Below are 20915 nucleotides of genomic sequence, written 5' to 3'. Positions count from 1 at the left end.
TTAAAGCAATGAACAAACAACTCAAAATATATGGCGGCCTGGCTTTGGCCGCAATCCTTGGTTTATCCTTGTATTTTGCCTTCCGCCCTGCAGCTGTACATGCTGAAGGGGATGGGCACGACCATGAAGCAACGGAAGCACACGATGAGGAAGGACATGCCGAGAACCCAATGGTCAAAGAAGTCCACCTCAATCAGGCCCAGTACCAGGCCGCAGGGGTAGAATTAGGTGGCTTTGAAAAAAAGAACCTCAGCGATGTGATCAACGCCAATGGCTACACAAAATTGCCGCCCCAAAACCAGGCCCAGGTGAGCGTACCCCTGCCTGGTACCATCAAAACCATTAAAGTTATTGAAGGGCAGTATGTCAAGGCAGGGCAAGTTTTGGCCACCATGCAAAGTATGGCGTACAACAATTTGCGCCTGGAGCGGGCAAAACTGATGGAGCAGCTGAGTGCTTCACAAACCAACCTGGAATACTTAAAGTTAGAATTCACCCGCCAAAAAGAATTGAGCGATGAAAATGTAAACGCCAAAAAAGTATTTCAAAAAGTGAGCGCTGAACTAAACGCCGAGGAGGGCAAAATCAAAGCCTTAGAAGCGCAAATCAGTATTTTAAGCCAAAACATCCAAATCGGTGGCAATTCCACCTCCCCTATCATCAACATCACTGCCCCCATCAGTGGCCACATCACCGAAGTAAACGTGACCATTGGCGCAGCTGTCGATGTGGCTAAAGCGCTGTTCAGCATTGTGGACAACTCCCAAATGCACCTCGACTTGTTGGTATACGAAAAGGATTTGTTCAAAGTGAAACCGGGCCAAACGGTACGTTTTGTGTTAACCAATCAAAACAATCAGGAAATCAAAGGCAAGATTTTTAGTGTGGGCAAATCTTTTGAAAATGAAACCAAATCGGTTGCCGTCCACGCAGATATCATCAACGAAAAACAAATGCTCATTCCCGGCATGTACGTCAATGCTCTAATAGATGTGGGCAGCGACGCGGTAGATGCACTCCCCATCGATGCGATCATCAAAGCAGATGGACGGGAGTTCATTTTTGTTTTGGAGGAAAAAGACCAGGATGAATACCATTTTCAACGGATTGAGGTAAAGTCCAGTACCACTCAATTGGGGTATGCGAAGATCAGTGTATTACAGCCTCTGGAAACCAAGCAAAACATTGTGACCAAAGGAGCTTATTACCTACAATCCCATTTGACCAAATCTGAAGGTGGTGGTGGTCACGAGCATTGATCCCAGCCACAGATTGCATTCATTAAACTGAGCCTAAGCATAAGTTTAGGCTCAGTTTAAAAACTTCCAAAAATGAAATCACTTTTTGAAGTTTCTATTTATGCCCTAATCCCTTTTGTATCCATTATCCTTGGTGGGATTGTTGGGGTGTTAAAAAAGCCTAGTGGAGCGTTCAATAGTTCTATTTTACATTTTGCCGCTGGTGTGGTTTTTTCGGTAGTTGCTGTAGAGTTATTGCCCGATATCTTAGAAAAGCACTCCCCCATTGAAGTAGCAATTGGTTTTTCCTTGGGTGTTGCTACTATGCTTTTGGTGAAATATTATGCAGAGCAGCTTGCTAAAAAAGACAAGAACCTTGCTTCAGAAAGTACACTACCTATAGGATTGCTTGTGACCATGGCCATCGATTTATTAGTGGATGGCTTATTGCTTGGAGTAGGCTTTGCTGCTGGAGATAAAGAAGGGATATTGTTGTCGGTAGCCTTGGCATTCGAGGTATTTGCATTGGGGCTGGCACTCAGCCTTACTTTTAAGAAAAAAGGGATGTCAACCAGGCAGAATATTGGGCTTTTGGCAGTACTGGGACTAACTTTTTGTGTCGGTGCTTTGATTGGAATTTCTTTGCTTTCCAACCTTTCCACCGAAATGCTTGAAATGGTGTTGTCCTTTGGGCTAGCTGCATTATTGTTTTTAGTGATCGAAGAGCTACTCACTGAAGCGCATGAGGAACAAGAAACCTTGTTTCAAACTACTTGCTTTTTTGCAGGATTTTTACTGTTTCTGATTATTGGTATGATTGCCTAGCGGATCACTGTGGGCACTTTAATACACAAAAAATAAAACAATGGAAAACAACAAAACGACAAACCATGTGCATCGCTATGACAAAAATGGCAAACAGCTTTGTTGTACTTTGGAAGAAAAGATCAATCAAAATACTTCACCGCAAGAAGTACATGATGACCACGATGGTCATGATCATGACCATACAAAAGGACATAGCGATTTCCAGCTATTCCTCCCTGCTTTAATTTCCTTCATACTACTCATGCTTGCCATTGCTTTTGACGCTGACTGGATTCCCAAACCAGCCCTTTTTATGGGCAACATTCGCTTGATTTGGTACATCCTAGCCTACCTACCCGTGGGATTTCCTGTACTGAAAGATGCACTAAAAGCAATGGGCAAAGCCGAATTTTTCACCGAATTCCTGCTGATGAGCATTGCCACCATTGGTGCTTTTGCCATTGGGGAATACCCAGAAGGAGTGGCCGTCATGCTTTTTTACGCCGTAGGTGAAATCTTCCAAACCCTGGCCGTCAGACGAGCCAAAAGCAACATCAAAGCCCTGCTCGACCAACGCCCCGATGAAGTGAACATCCTGGAAGATGGGCAGCCCAAAACCATGAAAGCCGAAAAAGTGGAGATCGGAGCAATCATCCAGCTCAAACCCGGCGAAAAACTGGCTTTGGATGGTGCGTTACTTTCGGATACTGCATCTTTCAATACTGCGGCCTTAACCGGGGAAAGCAAACCCGACACCAAAGCAAAAGGAGAAACGGTATTGGCGGGCATGATCAACCTCAACACGGTGTCTCAGGTGAAAGTGACGGTAGCTTATACTGACAGCAAACTCTCCAAAATCCTGGATTTGGTGCAAAATGCGACTGCACAAAAAGCACCCACGGAATTGTTTATTCGCAAGTTTGCGAAGTACTATACTCCTGCTGTGGTGTTGCTGGCGGCCTTGATTTGTCTGGTTCCTTATCTTATTGTAGCAGATTACAACTTTCGAGATTGGCTTTACCGGGCGCTGATTTTTTTGGTCATATCTTGTCCTTGTGCCCTGGTCATTTCGATTCCCCTGGGGTATTTCGGGGGTATCGGTGCAGCTTCCCGCAATGGCATTCTGTTCAAAGGCAGCAATTTTTTGGACATCATGGCCTCGGTCAAAAACGTGGTGATGGACAAAACAGGCACCCTAACAGAAGGGGTATTCAAGGTACAGGAAGTCAACATAAAGCCCGGATTTGATCAAGCTGAAACGCTAAAATGGGTCAATGCGCTGGAAAGCAAGAGTACCCACCCGGTCGCAACAGCCATTAGTCAATACGTGGGTGAAGTAGATCATGCATTGACATTCACTGAAATAGAAGAAATAGCCGGGCATGGCCTGCGTGCCAACTTAAACGGCAAAGAGGCATTGGTTGGTAATTTTAAACTAATGGACAAATATGGCGTTGCTTATGACCTTGATCCCGCACAGGTCGTCTATACGGTCATTGCCATTGCGTTGGACAAGCAATTTGTGGGCTACCTCACCATTGCCGATCAAATCAAGGAAGATGCCCAGACCGCAATCGATAAACTTCACCAATTGGGGGTAAAGCTGACGATGCTGAGTGGCGATAAAACTTCAGTGGTCAAATACGTAGCAGAAAAATTAAACATTGACACGGCCTTTGGCGACCTTTTGCCCGAAGACAAAGTAAATAAAGTCAAGGAAATTAAAGCCCGCAATGAAACCGTAGCCTTTGTGGGTGACGGTGTGAACGATGCCCCTGTTGTAGCGTTGAGTGATGCGGGCATCGCCATGGGTGGCCTGGGTAGCGATGCCACCATTGAAACTGCCGACATTGTGATTCAAGACGATAAGCCTTCCAAAATCCCGATGGCCATTCGGATCGGGAAAACCACGCGGCAAATCGTTTGGCAAAACATCACCCTGGCTTTTGTGGTCAAGGCTGTAGTATTGTTACTCGGTGCTGGAGGACTGGCCACCATGTGGGAAGCAGTGTTTGCCGATGTAGGGGTGGCACTTCTGGCCATTTTGAATGCAGTGCGGATACAAAGGATGAAGTTTTGAAAAGTTGTTGAAATTTAGACAGGAGTGTGTTTGGCATCCAGCAAGCACTCCTGCCTAAACTTTCATCTTCATTTTAAACAGCTTTAGTTCTAAGTTCATATCTTTAAGCTTGAATTTTGTGTGTACATGAAAAAATGCCTATTGATTTATCTGGTCTTTAATCTGCTGGCAGTCAACCTGCCCAAGGACTATGTTATTTCAATTTGCAAACTCGGCAATTTGTTTGTCCACTATTACCACCATGCTCATGAAAAAAACGAGCACAATATCTTTGATTTTTTAGCCGATCACTACGCCGGGCACAAGCACCACCAAGCTGAGCACGAAGACCACGAAAACTTACCTTTCCATCACCACCATCAGGAAGATTTTTCTCATTTTGCCGCTCAGCCTATTTTTGTCTTGCCTCAATCGATGGAAAAACTGGCTTTTTTCCCCGTACAGAGGGTCATAAAAGCGCTGAATTTTTCGGCACCAAAATGGTATGCTCACCAAATCACTGGAGACATTTGGCAGCCACCCAAAGCTTAATTCGCCCATCTGAACCGCACGATCGCTGCGGCTACATCATGCCATTTTTCTCTTAATTTCAATTGTAACCTAATGAAAAAGTCATTGCTGCTTTTGGCAGCGTTGTGCTATCTATTGGTGGCCTGCAACAGCAATTCGCCCGTGGCGGAAGCTGATCATGCTCACGATGCAGCAGGCAATCACCTTGCTGAACTCGAAGCCTTGGCGTATACCCTATACACCAACAAAACCGAACTTTTTGTGGAATTCAAACCCTTGGTGGTGGGAACCGAAAGTCGCTTTGCAGCACACTTCACCGCGCTTGGGGATTTGTTCAAAGCCATTGGCAAAGGCACCATCAAACTTTCACTGGTAGGCCAGGGCACCAGCCAGTCCATCACGGCCACGGCACCAGAAGTGCCTGGCATTTTTCGCTTGCGTATAACGCCTGAAAAAGCTGGAGACTACCAGTTGGTTTTTGACATCCAGACCCCCACTTATACGGATCAGATCATCATCGAAAACGTAAAAGTTTACCCCGATGAAAAAACCGCGATCGCCCAACAACCCGCAGCATCTGGCGGCGGTAGTGATATCACTTACCTGAAAGAACAGGCCTGGAAAGTGGAATTTGCCAACGCTCCCGCTCAAATAGAACCTTTCAGCGAAGTGATTCGAACGGGAGGACAAATTCTAGCTGCTCCTGGCGACGAAGCCGTAATAACCACACAGATCAGTGGGGTTATTTCATTTATTGGGAAAAACTTTGCCCCTGGCAGCGCCATTCCTGCTGGTATGTCACTTTTTATGGTAAAAAGCAACGAGGTGGTGCAAAGCAACCTGGGGGCAGAAGTGACCAAAGCGGAGACGGATTTGGCTACAGCCAAAAAGAACTTTGAACGCTCCGGTGAATTGATCAAAGACAAAATCATTTCCGAACGGGAATTTTTGGAGGCACAATTGCGCTATGAAAATGCTCAGACACAACTCAAGTCCGTATCCGTTTCCAGAAATTTCAACCAAAACCGACAAAGGATCACCGCACCAATGGGTGGTTTTTTGAAAAACATCCTGGTGGAAAACGGGCAATTTGTAAACGCCGGGCAACCTCTGGCCACCGTTTCCAAAAACAAAAAATTGCTCTTGCGGGCCGATGTGTCGCAACGCTACTTCCCAAAACTTGCGGCGATCACGGCAGCCAATTTTAAAACTACCGATGGCGACCAGGTTTTTAATACCCGGCAATTGAATGGCAAGGTCTTGTCCTTTGGTAAAACTGCGGCGGCCAATTCTCCCTTCGTACCCTTTACCTTCGAAATAGACAATGTTGGTAATTTCATTCCCGGCTCCGTAGTGGAAGTGTTTTTGCAAGCAGCTTCCCAACCCGCTTTGGTGGTGCCAGTGACCGCATTGCTCGAAGAACAAGGTGTTTTTTACGTGTACGTACAAACCGCAGGCGAAAGTTTCCAGAAACGGGAAGTAAAAATTAGTGCCGCGGATGGACTCCGGGTACAGATTCTTTCTGGCATTGCCGAAGGTGAACGTGTAGTGACCAAAGGGGGGTATCAAATTAAATTGTCAACCGCGTCAGGGACCCTGCCTGCCCATGGACACGAACACTAAAACCCCGAATCATGCTGAATAAAATAATTGATTTTGCGCTGCACAACCGCTTGTTGGTCGTTGTGGCCTCGGTTTTGCTCATCGGGTTCGGTTCCTATGTGGCCTCGCGGATGGAAGTAGATGTATTTCCTGACCTCACGGCACCAACGGTGGTGGTACTCACCGAAGCACACGGTATGGCCCCCGAAGAGGTCGAAAAACTGGTTACTTTCCCCCTGGAAACGGCAGTCAATGGCGCTACCAATGTACGCCGGGTTCGCTCTTCCTCCTCAGCGGGTATTTCAATTGTATGGATAGAATTTGAATGGAATACCGATATTTTTAAAGCCCGGCAGATTGTCAATGAAAAGATAGTTGCCATCAGCGAACGGCTCCCGGTTGGTGTTGGCACGCCAACGATGGCCCCGCAAGCGAGCATCATGGGCGAAATCATGCTGATCAGCCTAACTGCCGACAGCACTTCCCAAATGGATTTGCGCACTATTGCCGACTGGTCGCTGCGCCCGCGCTTACTGGCTACTGGCGGTGTGGCGCAGGTAATCGTCATTGGTGGCGAGTACAAGCAGTACCAAATCCTGGCTTCTCCCCAAAAGATGAACTACTTCGGAGTATCCTTCAATGAGCTTTTAAAAGCCTGCCAGGAAGCCAATGGCAATTCATCGGGTGGTTTTTTGAATGAATACAGCAATGAGTACATCGTGCGCGGCATGGGTAGAACCAGCGATTTGGCTGAACTCGGAAAATCGGTCATCAAAACTACAGCACAGGGAACGGTGAAAATTGAGGATGTAGCTAAACTTCAAATTGGTGCTTCACCCAAAATCGGAGATGGCGCTCTGCGCGGAAAACCTGCGGTGATCCTTACCGTGATGAAGCAACCTGCTACCAATACCCTGGCTTTGACGGAAACCATCGACCAGGCTGTTGCCGATTTATCAAAAACCCTGCCTTCCGATGTTCACATCAATACCCGTATTTTCAGGCAAGCGGATTTCATCAAAGCTTCCATCAGCAACATTCAAAAAACCCTCTTGGAAGGCAGTGTTTTTGTGGTGATTATCCTCCTCTTGTTTTTGATGAACTGGCGCGCCACGCTCATTTCCTTGCTGGCCATCCCCATTTCACTGATTGTAGCCATTTTGACCTTGCGCTACCTGGGTTTTACGATCAACACCATGAGCCTCGGAGGTATGGCCATTGCCATTGGCGCCTTAGTGGACGATGCCATTATTGATGTTGAAAATGTATTCAAACGTTTAAAACAGAATGCTGCGTTGGAACCCGCTGAACGAAGAGGAATCCTCCCCGTCGTTTTTGATGCCTCAGTAGAAATTCGAACCAGCATCATCAATGCTACCTTCATCATCATTGTGGCTTTTGTGCCACTGTTTTTTTTGTCGGGTATGGAAGGTAAACTACTGGCCCCGCTGGGCATCGCCTTCATTGTGTCCTTGTTTGCCTCGCTCATTGTGTCGATAACCCTTACGCCAGTGCTGGCAACTTACCTCTTGTCGAACGAAAAAATGTTGCAACGACAGCATGGCGAAAGTTGGTTGGTACGGCACTTACAAAACGGGTATGCTGTAGTGTTGAAAGCAGCCATGCGGGCCAAATTCGCAGTCATTGCCTTAGCCTTGGTATTGCTTGGCGTAGCGATTTATCTGCTTTCCGGGTTGGGTCGTAGCTTTTTACCGGAATTCAATGAAGGTTCGCTGGTTATTTCTGCGGTCAGTTTACCCGGCATTTCTTTGGCGGAGAGCAACAAAATTGGGAATAGGGTAGAAGCAGAGCTGCTTAGTATCCCTGAAATCCAAACCACCACCCGGCGTACAGGCAGAGCTGAACTGGACGAACATGCCCAAGGGGTGAACGCTGCCGAAATAGACGCACCATTTGTGCTCAAAGACCGGACACGCGCTGAATTCATGGAAGAAGTGCGGGCTAAATTGGCCAATGTTTCGGGGGCAAACATCACCATTGGGCAACCGATTGGTCACCGCATCGACCACATGCTTTCCGGTACACGCGCCAACATTGCCATCAAAATTTTTGGCGCAGATTTGGCAAAACTGTTTTCCTTGTCCAATGAAATCAAAACCGCGATTTCCGCTATCGACGGCTTGGTAGATTTGAGTGTGGAGCAGCAAATTGAAATTCCACAAATACAAATTAAAGCAAAACGGGATTTACTCAGCCATTACGGCATCTCAATTGGCGCTTTTAATGAATTTGTAGATGTGGCTTTTGCAGGGGAAAAAGTAGCTGAAATTTATGAAGGCAGCAAAAGTTTTGACTTAATGCTGCGCTTTGACGATGCCAATCGGGGCACCATCGAGAACATTCGCAATACCCTGATTGATGGCGCAGATGGACAAAAAATCCCTTTGCACTCCGTTGCTGAAATTGTCAGTACTGCTGGCCCAAACACCATCAACCGGGAAAATGTACAACGCAAAACAGTGGTATCGGTGAATGTAGTTGGTCGGGATCAAAAGAGTGCCGTTGAAGAAATTCAAAAAGTAGTGGTCGAAAGTATTCAGTTGCCCGAAGGGTACCGCATTGAGTATGGCGGTCAGTTCGAAGCTGAAGCCGAAGCCTCCAAAACCTTGATGTTCGCTTCACTACTTTCCCTTTTGGTGATTTTCCTTTTGCTGTTTCAGGAATTCAAAGACCTAAAAATGGCTTCCATCATCCTGTTGAATTTGCCACTGGCCTTGATTGGCGGGGTATTCAGCATTTGGGTCACCTCCGGGATTTTGAGCATTCCAGCGATCATTGGGTTCATCACCTTGTTTGGTGTAGCCACCCGCAACGGTATCTTGCTGGTATCGCGTTACCAAACGCTGCAAAATGAAGGCAGACCACTTTATGAAACCGTGATCAGCGGGTCGATTGACCGATTGAGTCCCATTTTGATGACCGCGCTCACCGCTGGGCTTGCCCTGATTCCGCTGGCTATTGCGGGTGACTTGCCCGGCAATGAAATCCAAAGCCCCATGGCCAAAGTGATTCTGGGTGGTTTGCTCACTTCTACCTTGCTCAATGTGTTCATTGTGCCCGTGGTCTATTTTCTCATCCATACCAAAAAGGAAGTACAATGAGCCGCATAAGCATATTAATCCAACTGTTGATCTTGCTTCTGGTTGTGAGTAGCCAAGGGCAAAACAACATTAAAAACGTTTTGGCTTCCATCGAAAAAAACAATAAAACGTTGGTTTCGCAGCGTCAATATTGGGAAGCCAAAAAGTTGGAATACAAAACCGGGCTGACCTTGCCTAATCCGACCGTTCAAGGTCAGTACCTGCTCGGCTCGCCCGCCACGGCAGGCAACCAGACGGATTTTTTTGCGGTACAGCCTTTTGATTTTCCAGGAACTTATAAAAAGCGGCGACAACTTGCCGAAACACAAGCAGCTCAATCAACTGCTGGATTGGCAGCTACCCGCCAACAAGTGTTGCTGGAAGCCAAATTGAGTTGTGTTGAACTGGTTTATCGGAATAAGTTGAGGGCGCATTTGTCTCGTCGTCAAGTGGCCCTGGAGCGCATTGGACGTGATTTTCAAACGAAGTTGGATCAAGGTGAGGGGAATATCCTCAATGTCAATAAGGTCAAATTGCAGCTTTTGGAACTTAGTCAGTTGATTAAGGAAAACGAGACGGCGCAACAGGGACTGTTAAACCACCTCAGGGCCTTAAATGGAGGATTGGCCATCGTTTTTACAGACACCATTTATCCGCTTGCGCCGAGCAATTTGAGCTTTGAACAAATTGAACAGGAAAATGAAGCTGCTGATCCGCTATTGAAAACCCTGGAACAGGAGCAAGTCATCGCGGAAAAACAGGTGGAACTCAGTAAAATCTGGCGATTGCCCAAATTTGAATTGGGGTACCATTACCAGAGTATTCTCGGGCAGCGTTTTAATGGCATCCACACTGGACTTACGCTGCCACTTTGGGAGCACAAATACCGAAGAGAGCAGCAGCAAGCCTTGTTGCAGTTCACCAACTTGCAAGTACAGGATCACCGCAACGAGCATTTTTACACCATCAAAAAACTGTATGATCAACAAGCTGCTTTAAAAACTGGGCTGGAGCAGTATACCTCCGTTTTGTCAGGCATTCAAAGCATTCCACTGTTGGATAAAGCATTGGCCATGGGCGAAATCACTACGGTTGAGTATTTTTTAGAAGTGAGTTTGTATCAAAATGCTTTACTGTATTTTTTGAGGACGGAATGGGAGTACCAGGGACTTATGGTGCAGTTGTTTAAGTATCAGTTGTGATTTCAGGTGGATGAGGTTTTTAGATTGGTCTAAAATAATTTTTCAATCAAACGAAATAGGTTTACCTTTATACCAAGATAAACCATTTGGTCATGGAAAAAAACTTCATCTACCTTTTATCCATCCTCTTTTGCTGCGCCATTTTGTTCAGCACCTGTGAAAAAATTCTACCTCCTGCTCCCGCTGATCACGAGTTGCTCGATGGACCCATTTCTGGATTAAGTGGTGCAGAAAACGCCCGCTTCCTCAAAGGAGACATTGCCTTCAATGATGAGGTTTTTACTACCCAAACTGGTCTAGGCCCGCTCTTCGTAGCTACCTCTTGTGGCTCTTGTCATGCTGGCGATGGCAAAGGAACACCCTTTACCACGCTTACCCGCTTTGGTCAAGTAGACCACACTGGCAATCGCTTTTTGCACTTGGGGGGGCCGCAATTGCAGCACCGTGCGGTGCTTGGCATCCAGCCTGAATACATTCCTGTAGGCGCTACCTTTGCCAAATTTACGCCGCCCGCCAATACTGGCCTGGGCTTCTTAAATTTTGTAAGCGACGAAGATTTACTGGCCCTTGCTGATCCCGAGGATGCCAATGGCGACGGAATTTCAGGTACGCCCAACTGGGTCACCCTGCGTGTTTACCTGAGCCCTCGAACAAATGCCATCAGTCGAGATGGAAAGTACATTGGGCGATTTGGCAAAAAGGCCGCAGCATATGATCTTCTACAGCAAACCGCTAATGCCTACAATCAGGACATGGGCATTACCTCTAATTTTGAACCTCACGATACGTACAGTGGCCACGAAGTCGACCCTGAAGTATCCAATCAGACCATCCAGGACGTGGTCTTTTATTTGCAAACCCTCAAGACACCCCTGCCCCGCAATGTGAGCAACCCACTTGTCTCAACGGGTAAACTGCTTTTCCAAAAAATCCAGTGCGCGGCCTGTCATCGCTCCGAACTCAAAACGGGTTATTCGCCTATCCCCGCCTTGTCTTTTAAAACATTCCAACCATATACCGACTTGCTCCTGCACGACATGGGCGCTGCACTCGACGATGGCTACACGGAAGGCACTGCCACCACTGCTGAGTGGCGTACTCCACCACTTTGGGGCTTAGGTTTGTCCAAAAATTCACAGGGTGGCAAATATTTCTTGCTGCACGATGGACGTGCCAAAAGTATTGAAGAAGCCATTTTGCTGCATGGGGGCGAAGCCCAAAAAAGCAAGAATCAATACCAGGCGCTTTCCAGTATCGAAAAACAACAATTGATTCAATTTTTAGAAAGCCTGTAAGGTCATGGAAAGACGAGACTTTATCAAAAAATCCTGCCTGACTTGCGCGGGCTTGAGTTTGTCCACCGCATTGATGCAAAGCTGTAGTTCTGCTTATGTAGTGATGGGAAGCATTGTGGACAATCGCATTGCGTTGAAAAAATCGGAGTTTTTTTACCTCAAAAAGGAAAAACCCATGATCCGGGAATGGGTATTGGTGAAAACTGAAAAAATCCCGCTTCCCATTGGTGTGTACCGCTTTGATGACCACAAATATGCCGCGACCTATCTGGAATGCGCCCATCAGCAATGTGAAGTGGCACCCGAAGGTGACCACTTGCAATGCCCTTGTCATGGTTCGGAGTATTCCAATACGGGCAAGTTACAAAAAGGACCCGCTGAAGCTGATTTAAAATCCTTTCCCCTCAGCACCGATGAGGAGCATATCTATATCCTGTTGAAATGAAAGCACAACGCTACTTAATCTGGGGAGCATGGCTTTGCTGTGCAACTTTTGTGCAGGCACAAAACGACACCACTTTTTTGAAAAGAATCAATGTTGGAGATTCTACTAAAAGTCTGCTCAACCTCGATGCGGTATACAATCGCCCTTTTTTGCAGGTAGGCAAAACGCCCGTTGCAGTGGGAGGCTATGTGGAAAGTAAAGTGGAGTACCTGCAAACTGATGGAGTATCCGAGGGTTACCAATTTCAGATGCAACGCATGACCTTGTTTGTGTCTTCCTCCATCCACCGGCGCATTAAGTTTTTGTCTGAAATTGAATTTGAAGAAGGCACCAAATCAATCAACATTGAGTTTGCTTCCTTGGATTTGCAATTCAACCCAATGTTCAACCTGCGTGGTGGCATTTTGATGAATCCAATTGGTGCCTTCAACCAAAACCATGATGGCCCCAAATGGGAATTCAACGACCGACCCATTGCTGCTACCCAAATGTTGCCTGCTACTTTTAGCAACGTGGGCATGGGCTTGTGGGGCAAATATGCCAAGCGAAACTGGATTTTTGCTTATGAGGCTTACCTGAGCAATGGTTTTGATGAGCAGATCATCAACAACACCGAAAACAAAACCTTTTTGCCTGCTTCCAAACTGAATCCTGACCGCTTTGAGGAAAATTCCAATGGCCGCCCCTTGTTTACAGGGAAAATTGCCTTGCGCAATCGCAAGTTTGGTGAAATTGGCCTTTCCACCATGCAGGGCATTTACAATAAATTTGTTGATGATGGGTTGATCCTGGACGAAAAACGAACGGTGCGGGTTTGGGCAGTCGATTTTAATACCACGATCAATAAGTGGAACACGTTCATCAATGCAGAATGGGCCTGGGTGGCTGTGGATGTGCCTGAAACCTTTACCCAACAGTATGGCAATCGACAAAGTGGTGGCTTTATCGATATTGTTCAACCTATTGTCAAGCGCAAGATTTTTGGCTTTGATAACGCAGTTGTAAATTTGGCCTGCCGCCTGGAGTTTGTGGATTGGAACATTGGCACGTTTAAAGAAACGGGCGACTCAATCGGAGATAATGTTTGGGTAATTGTACCCGCACTGAGTTTCCGGCCTTCGGCTCAAACAGTGCTGCGCTTGAATTATCAGTACCACGCCCAGACAGATATTTTGGGAAATCCCGCCGCTTTGACGGGTGGTTTTCAATTTGGTTTGGCTAGTTATTTTTAGCCACCCCAAATTTTAACAACTCATTACCAACTAAGTAAGGCAATTAAGTGCAATAAAATGCTGTATGTAAGCATTTAAGTAGTATCTTTGTAGAAGAATTCATAAAAAAGAGTATGCTTAAGTTTTTGCACATCATTTTGGCGCTCAATGTGCTGTTATCCACCAGCGGGGTAACGGTATTCGAGCACTTGTGCCAAATGAATGGCAGAACTGTAAGTATTTTTATACAGCCCAAAGGATGTTGTAAATCCAAAAAAGTTCCACAAAATTCCTGTCAAAAGGCTGCGTGTAGCCTCAAAGGTCACCACCACCCCTCTTTATCTAAAAAACCTTGTTGCGAGGATAAATCTCAACTCCTCAAATCAAATGCTGAGGGATCTACCCAGAAGATTGTTACCCTTGATTTCAATTTTGACTTCATAACAGTCAATTTTTTGCCTTCCATCGTATGGGCAAAAACCATTACACCAACCAGTCAAAAAGCACTTCGCTTCTACCTGTATAAACCACCTCCCATGGTGACCGATATTCGGGTGTTTATACAGTCTTTCCTTTGTTAGATCATTCCTGCTCTATTTTGCCGTTCTGGCAAAATTCGAAGCCAGTCCGGCTTTCTATTCATCTCTATTTTTCTTTATCCACAAGATCAGTAGCCACCTATTGCTTTAAACAATAAGGCCTAATGATGTTGTAAACTTTTCAGCAATGAAAAAGTTATTGATGGCTAGCCTGTCACTGCTTTTTGTATGGGCTTGCTATGCCCAAACACCAACTAAAAAGGCAGACTTTAAAGTCCCTACCGCAAGCCCAGATGCTACTTTTACCCAACATTTTGGGGAAAGTGAAATCAAAGTTACTTATGGTCGTCCCCTTGCCCGAGGGCGTAAGGTTTTTGGCAGCTTGGTTCCTTTTGATAGTCTATGGCGCACCGGAGCGGGCGATTGTACCACGATTGAACTAAAAGAAGAGGTCGGTATTGGGGGTAAAAAAATGGCTCCAGGTAAATACGCCTTATTCACCATTCCAGGCACCGAAGAATGGACCGTTGTCCTCAATAGTGATGTAAGCTTGCATGGCGCTTTTGGGTATACAGCTCAAAAAGATGTACATCGCTTCAAAGTGAAGGCTCAAAAAACAGAACGTTTCTACGAGACTTTTACCATCGAAATCAATGATTTTGCAGCGGATGGAAGTGCTGCTCTGAATCTAATTTGGGAAAATACCCAGGTTAAAATTCCACTGACCACCACTTCCGATGAGCGAATTATGGCCGAGATTCGCCAAAGACTTTTGGAAAACAAGGAGCAAGACGCTGACTTGCTCTTCCAGGCTGCTAATTATTACTACACTACTCGACGCGATCTGAAGCAAGCGACTACTTGGGCCTCAGCAGCCGAAAAACTGGATGCCGAAAACTTCGCCATTCCAAACCTCGCACAGAAAATTTTTGCGGATACAAAACAGTACAGCTTGGCCATCGATGCGGCCAAACGTGCCATTGTTTTGGCAGAAAAACAAAATCGTACTAGCGCAGTAGCCAGTTTGAAAAAACGCATTGCCGAGTGGCAACAGCTGCTGAAATCCAAACCATAACCCTTGTGCAAAACACAAGCCAAATTCCTTGAATCACCAAAATTGATTAACCATGAAACTATTGCATTTTTTAGGGACATTGCTGTTGTTGAGTGCTGTTTTTTCTTGCAAAAAATCAGAACAGCTCAATATTGATTATCCCGCAGCTTTTGTTGTGAATGGAGCTTCCAATAACGTGGCGGTAATTGATTTAAATACCGACTTGAAGACGGGGACACTCGGCCTGGACGGTGCTACTTTTCCTCACCATGTGTACCTCCGCCCCGATAAATCTCAAATCGCTGTGGCCATCACTTCTACCGATTTAAGTGCTGGCCATGGTGGGCATGGTTCCAAAACTGCTACTTACAAGGTAATTATCCTTGATACAAAAACTGGTGAAATCCATCACTCCATTGCTCTTGATAAGTTGCCCCACAATGCCGCCTATTCTCCTGATGGCAAAGAGCTTTGGGTTGGACAGGCAGATGCTACGCAAAGCAAAATTTTGGTGTTTAACACCACTGATTTTTCACAGAAGGCCAGCATCAATGTTGGCAAAGGACTTTCTGAAACCACATTTTCTGTAGATGGCACCAAGGTTTATGCCGCCAATACCGACGACAATACCATTACGATCATCAAAGCTGCGGATAAATCGATCCTCGCTACTTTGCCCGTAGGTATAGCTCCAGTTGGCGCTTGGCCTGCCGAGAATGGCAAAATGTATGCCGATAATGAAACCAGCAAAACTGTATCCGAGATCGATGTGGCCACCAATGCCATTACTGCTACTATCGACTTGGGCTTCAAGCCTGGCTACGTAGCCTACAGCGATCACCACGCAGAATTGTGGGTGAGTGATGCCGATAATGGCAAGGTTGTTTATTTCAAGTTAGTGGCTGGTAAATGGGCCAAACAAGGTGAAATAAAAACTGGTGCGGATGCACACGCCATCGCTTTCAACGCGGATGGCACCAAAGCCTTTGTCACCAACCAAGGCGCTGGCACCTTGTCCATCATCAAAATGAGCGATCATACCAAGATAAAAGACATAACCGTGGGTGATATGCCCAATGGTATTGCCCTCAATCTCTGATCATTATTCGTCAATCTAGCTCCGACTGGGCACAGTCGGTAAAACAAAGCTTTAAACAATCAATGGTATGAAAAACGGATTCATCGCAAGCTTGGTTCTTGCTCTTTCTTTTGGCTTGTTCAGTGCTTGCCAAAATTCAGCCTCCAAAACACCTGTAGAAACTGTTGCTGCTGGGGTAAAATACATCTGCCCCATGAACTGTGAAGATGGCAAAACGTATTCTGAACCAGGTTCTTGTCCAGTATGCAACATGGATTTGGAACCGATGAAGGAAGAAGTGGGCAAAAATACGGCGGAATACTATACTGATTTCGTCAATAGCCCTGCTCAACTGGAAGCAGGAAAATCGGGCATGATGTCTTTTACCCCCAAGATCAAAGACAAGGATGGTACTGCTGTTCCGCTGGATTTGGTGCATGAGAAAAAAATGCACCTCATCTTAGTCAGTGACGACCTTTCTTGGTTTGATCACATTCACCCTGAATATTCAACTTCGGGTAGCTACGACATCAAAGTACTGGCTAATGGGGAGAATTTTACCAATGGCCGTGGACACAATGAAACCCGCTTTGAGGGCGGCGGCAAGTATTGGGCTTTTGCTGATTTTAAACCCACTGGTGGCCTCAATCAAGTCAACAAAATTGAAGTGGATGTTGCCGGGGCACCCACCAAGGCGCTTAGCTTTCCGCAAGCAAAAATGACTACTTCGATAGATGGGTACTCATTGACTATGGAGGCTGGTCACTCCGGTACTGGCCTCGTTTCGGGCAGCCAACAACACATTCCTGTTTCCATCAAACAAGGTGGAAAGGCGGTTGATCCAGCCACTTTTGAAAACTACTTGGGTGAAAAAGCTCACCTGGTGATGATTGAAGTGGATTCAAAAGAATATGTACACACCCACCCAGCCGTGGAAAATGGTAAACTGGATGTACACACCACTTTTGCAAAACCGGGTACTTATCGGGGTTGGTTGCAGTTTCAAACGGCTGGCAAAGTCCATACTGCCGATTTTGTAATCAAAGTTCAAGAGGGCTCAGCGCATGCTGAACACGATGGCCATGCAGGTCATTAAAAACGACAATACGATTTAGAATCATTAAAAAATTCAACCATGAAAATTTCCATCATCCTGTTTTTCTCTTTCTGTTTTGCACAGCTTGCTGTTGCTCAACAGGCGAATACCAGCAACGACAATTTGCAAACCGCCCAATTCAAAGTTTTGGGCAATTGTGGCATGTGCAAAAAGACCATCGAAAAGGCCGCCTTGGGCGCCCAGGCTTCTACTGCCGTATGGGATGTTAAGACGGATATGATCAGTGTCGCTTTTGATAGCAAAAAAACATCGAAGGAGGCCCTCCAAAAAGCCATCGCTTTAGCTGGTTACGACAATGCAGGTTACAAGGCCGATGATGAAGCCTACAAGAAACTGCACGGTTGCTGCCAGTATGACCGCACGGGTGAAGCAGGCGGAACGAAATCATGTACCGCCAACGATCAGGAGCATTAAGATGATTGTACCATAAATTTTTATTTATGTGTTGGGTTCCGGGCCATCGGCCCGGAGCCTTTATTCCTTCCTTATGTTGAATCGAGTTATTCAATTTTCTTTACAGAATCGACTGTTTGTTGTTGCTGCTGCAGCACTCTTACTGGTGTGGGGCACCTGGACTACGGTACATTTACCCGTCGACGTGCTGCCCGACCTCAATCGTCCTCGCGTGACCGTGTTTTTGGAAGCGGGTGGGATGTCTCCAGAGGAAATAGAAGTGCAAGCGGTTTTGCCCATCGAAACGGCGCTAAATGGCTCTCCTGGGGTCGAAGTGGTGCGCAGTAGCTCCTCGCGTGGGATCGGACTCGTGTTTGTAGAGTTTGATTGGGACGTGGATTTGTACCGTGCTCGGCAATTGGTAGCAGAAAAACTCAGCACCGTACCCCTCCCTAATGGCATTGTACCCGTCATGGGGCCAATCTCTTCGGTGATGGGGCAAATTATGTTGGTTGGGGTAACGGCTAAAGTACCCAAAGACAAAACCATCGACCCTGTGAAGGCTGCGGAGATCCGCACCTTGGCTGATTTTACCATTCGCCGCCGCTTGCTGGCCATCAAAGGGGTTGCCCAGGTGATTCCCATCGGTGGAGACCGCCTGCAATACCAGGTGCTGGTGTCTTCAGCAAAACTTAAACAATACAATTTAGCCCTCGAAGACATTAATCTGGCGCTTGAAAAGGCCAACCTGAATTCTACCGGAAGTTTTTTTAACCGCTACGGATCGGAGGTATTGATTAGTGTCCTGGGGCGGGCAAAAAACCTGGAGGATTTACAGCGCACGGTTGTGGTCAATCAAGTGGGCAGCCCTGTACTGCTGAGCCAGGTAGCAGAGGTACAGTTTGGCGCAGCCATCAAACGGGGCGATGCTTCGATCAATGCCAAACCTGCGGTAATCCTGACCGTTGAAAAACAACCCGGTGCCAATACCGTTACTTTAACGGAAGACATTGAGCAGGCACTGGATGAACTGAAAGTTTCTCTTCCCTCCGATATTGAACTCAATCCAAAGGTTTTTCAACAAAAAAACTTCATTGTACATGCCCTCAGCAATGTGGAAGAGGCACTGCGCGATGGGTTCATCCTGGTGATCATTGTTTTGTTTTTGTTTCTGCTTAATTTCCGAACCACCATCATCACGCTTACGGCGATTCCGCTGTCTTTGGTCATTACGGCATTGATTTTTAAATGGTTCAATATTTCCATCAATACACTTACTCTGGGTGGTTTGGCCATTGCCATTGGCGAATTGGTAGATGATGCCATTGTGGACGTAGAAAACGTATTCCGGCGCTTGCGCGAAAACAAAGAGCTGGAAAACCCCAAAAATGCTTTACAAGTCATTTACGATGCCAGTAGTGAGGTGCGCAATTCGATTGTATACGCTACCATTATTGTGGTGCTGGTATTTCTCCCACTCTTCCAACTTCAGGGCATTGAAGGCCGAATTTTCGCCCCGCTTGGCATCGCTTACATTACCTCTATTTTGGCCTCACTCTTGGTGTCGCTTTCGGTTACGCCGGCACTCTGTGCCTACTTATTGCCCAAATCCAACCTAAATGAAGGCAAAGAGTCCGCTCTGGTGAGGTGGCTCAAAAAACAGGATGTAAAACTCCTACACCTTGGTTTAGCCCATCCCCGGATGGTGCTTGGCTTTGCTTCTGCATTGGTTGTAGCCGCTTTGCTGGTGGCCATGCGCTTTGGTACCGAGTTTTTGCCCCCATTTAACGAAGGTAGCTTTACGGTCAATCTCTATGCTCCCGCTGGCACTTCTTTGGAAGAAAGCAATAAGATCGGTACAGTTGCGGAGCAACTCATGCTCAGGGTGAAGGATGTAGAATATACTGCTCGCCGCACGGGGCGTGCGGAGTTGGACGAACACGTTGAACCCGTGAGCAACTCTGAAATTGAAGTAGAGCTAAAAGAGGATGCGCGGCCACGTTCCGAAGTAGTGGCGGACATTCGGAAACAGTTGGCCAATCTTGTTGGGGTTTCCGTAAGCATCGGTCAGCCTATTTCGCATCGCCTCGATCACTTGTTGAGCGGGGTAAGGGCACAGATTGCCATCAAGATTTTTGGGGAAGATCTTACCGAGTTACGCGCATTGGCTGCCCAGGTTCAAGGGGTGGTAAAGGATATCCCCGGAGCGGTTGATGTTCAAGTTGAACGGCAGGTCTTGGTACCTCAACTAACCATTCGGATCGACCGCCAGGCTTTGCAACGCTACGGCATGCAAACGGGGGAAGTGGCACGCGATCTGGAGGTTTTGTACGGAGGACTGGTCGTTTCTCAAATTTTGGAAGGTCAAAAGACCTTTGACCTAGTCTTGCGCGCAGTGGCTGAGGATCGGGAGAATTTGGAAAATATTCGCAATACACAAATCCATACGCCTGAAGGCGTGCTCATCCCACTCAATAGTATCGCGGACATTGAATACGAAAAAGGCATCAATACCGTCAGCCATGAAAACAGCCAGCGGCGCATCATCGTCTCGGCCAACGTCCAGGGGCGTGACTTGGGAAGTACGGCTGCGGCCATCCAAAAGGTAGTAGGGGATAAGTTGAAAATGCCTCAAGGGTATTTTTTGGAATACGGTGGACAGTTTGAGGCGCAAAAAGAGGCTTCTAGGCTCATCGGTATACTGAGTGTGTTTGCACTTTTAGGTATCTTCCTGGTCTTGTATGCCCATTTTCGTTCCTGGCGGATTGTACTTCAGGTAATGTTGAACATTCCTTTAGCACTGGTAGGTAGTGTCATTGCAGTATGGTTGACTGGGGGCACTTTTTCAGTAGCCACGTTGGTGGGCTTTATTACCCTTACGGGGATTGCCTCACGTAACGGAATCATGATGATCTCGCATTACTTGCATTTGATGGAACACGAGGGCGAAAAGTTTGATCAACACATGATCATCCGTGGATCATTGGAACGTTTGGTGCCCGTATTGATGACAGCACTGGTTGCTGCGCTGGCCTTAATTCCGCTTACCCTCGATGCTCAAGCTGCGGGTAAGGAAATTCTTTACCCTGTAGCTACGGTGATTTTGGGCGGTTTACTTTCTTCCACCCTGTTGGACATGATTGTTACCCCCTCTATATTCTGGCTTTGGGGTGAAAAAGCGGTGCACGACTATTTTCAAGGCAAGAGGCAATCGGTCTCTCTAACTCAAGATAAGCATTGACT

Annotated in this window: 16 protein-coding genes; all 16 read left to right on the top strand. The window is 46.6% G+C overall.

From position 1 onward, the window contains the following. Positions 1–8 precede the first annotated feature (8 nt). Positions 9–1259: an efflux RND transporter periplasmic adaptor subunit gene (locus tag SFV55_RS05165; protein WP_320028402.1), complete on the top strand. Its 1251-nt coding sequence runs from the start codon at positions 9–11 to the stop codon at positions 1257–1259. A gap of 72 nt (positions 1260–1331) precedes the next feature. Then, positions 1332–2063, top strand: coding sequence for a ZIP family metal transporter (locus SFV55_RS05160; RefSeq protein WP_320028401.1), 732 nt, complete (start codon positions 1332–1334; stop codon positions 2061–2063). 40 nt (positions 2064–2103) lie between these two features. After that, entirely contained in the window at positions 2104–4125 is a 2022-nt protein-coding gene (locus SFV55_RS05155) for a heavy metal translocating P-type ATPase (RefSeq protein WP_320028400.1), read from the top strand. 126 nt (positions 4126–4251) lie between these two features. Further along, positions 4252–4656: a hypothetical protein gene (locus SFV55_RS05150; RefSeq protein WP_320028399.1), complete on the top strand. Its 405-nt coding sequence runs from the start codon at positions 4252–4254 to the stop codon at positions 4654–4656. A 72-nt stretch (positions 4657–4728) separates the two neighbouring features. Next, positions 4729–6258: an efflux RND transporter periplasmic adaptor subunit gene (locus SFV55_RS05145; RefSeq protein ID WP_320028398.1), complete on the top strand. Its 1530-nt coding sequence runs from the start codon at positions 4729–4731 to the stop codon at positions 6256–6258. Positions 6259–6269: 11 nt separating this feature from the next. Continuing rightward, positions 6270–9359, top strand: coding sequence for an efflux RND transporter permease subunit (locus tag SFV55_RS05140; RefSeq protein WP_320028397.1), 3090 nt, complete (start codon positions 6270–6272; stop codon positions 9357–9359). Further along, positions 9356–10540, top strand: a complete 1185-nt coding sequence (locus tag SFV55_RS05135) for a TolC family protein (RefSeq protein ID WP_320028396.1) — start codon at positions 9356–9358, stop codon at positions 10538–10540. The genes SFV55_RS05140 and SFV55_RS05135 overlap by 4 nt, the downstream gene beginning before the upstream one ends. Positions 10541–10632: 92 nt before the next feature. Beyond that, positions 10633–11835: a di-heme oxidoredictase family protein gene (locus tag SFV55_RS05130; RefSeq protein ID WP_320028395.1), complete on the top strand. Its 1203-nt coding sequence runs from the start codon at positions 10633–10635 to the stop codon at positions 11833–11835. A gap of 4 nt (positions 11836–11839) precedes the next feature. Further along, a complete protein-coding gene (locus tag SFV55_RS05125) occupies positions 11840–12280 on the top strand; it encodes a ubiquinol-cytochrome c reductase iron-sulfur subunit (RefSeq protein ID WP_320028394.1) in 441 nt (146 codons plus the stop codon). Next, a complete protein-coding gene (locus SFV55_RS05120; protein WP_320028393.1) occupies positions 12277–13512 on the top strand; it encodes a hypothetical protein in 1236 nt (411 codons plus the stop codon). The genes SFV55_RS05125 and SFV55_RS05120 overlap by 4 nt, the downstream gene beginning before the upstream one ends. 113 nt (positions 13513–13625) lie before the next feature. After that, on the top strand, positions 13626–14072 hold the full coding sequence (locus SFV55_RS05115) for an HYC_CC_PP family protein (protein ID WP_320028392.1): 447 nt from the start codon (positions 13626–13628) through the stop codon (positions 14070–14072). 145 nt (positions 14073–14217) lie between these two features. After that, complete coding sequence (locus SFV55_RS05110) at positions 14218–15105, top strand: DUF2911 domain-containing protein (RefSeq protein ID WP_320028391.1); 888 nt, start codon at positions 14218–14220, stop codon at positions 15103–15105. 52 nt (positions 15106–15157) lie between these two features. Beyond that, complete coding sequence (locus SFV55_RS05105; RefSeq protein WP_320028390.1) at positions 15158–16183, top strand: YncE family protein; 1026 nt, start codon at positions 15158–15160, stop codon at positions 16181–16183. Positions 16184–16250: 67 nt separating this feature from the next. Next, positions 16251–17258, top strand: coding sequence for a heavy metal-binding domain-containing protein (locus SFV55_RS05100; RefSeq protein ID WP_320028389.1), 1008 nt, complete (start codon positions 16251–16253; stop codon positions 17256–17258). A gap of 39 nt (positions 17259–17297) precedes the next feature. Continuing rightward, complete coding sequence (locus tag SFV55_RS05095; protein ID WP_320028388.1) at positions 17298–17693, top strand: heavy-metal-associated domain-containing protein; 396 nt, start codon at positions 17298–17300, stop codon at positions 17691–17693. Between the two features lie 73 nt (positions 17694–17766). After that, a complete protein-coding gene (locus tag SFV55_RS05090; RefSeq protein ID WP_320028387.1) occupies positions 17767–20913 on the top strand; it encodes an efflux RND transporter permease subunit in 3147 nt (1048 codons plus the stop codon). Positions 20914–20915 lie beyond the last annotated feature (2 nt).

Source organism: Haliscomenobacter sp., assembly GCF_033763495.1.
Taxonomy (GTDB): Bacteria; Bacteroidota; Bacteroidia; order Chitinophagales; family Saprospiraceae; genus Haliscomenobacter.
Note: the sequence above shows the minus strand (reverse complement) of the source record. Positions and strands in the feature narration are given on the sequence as shown.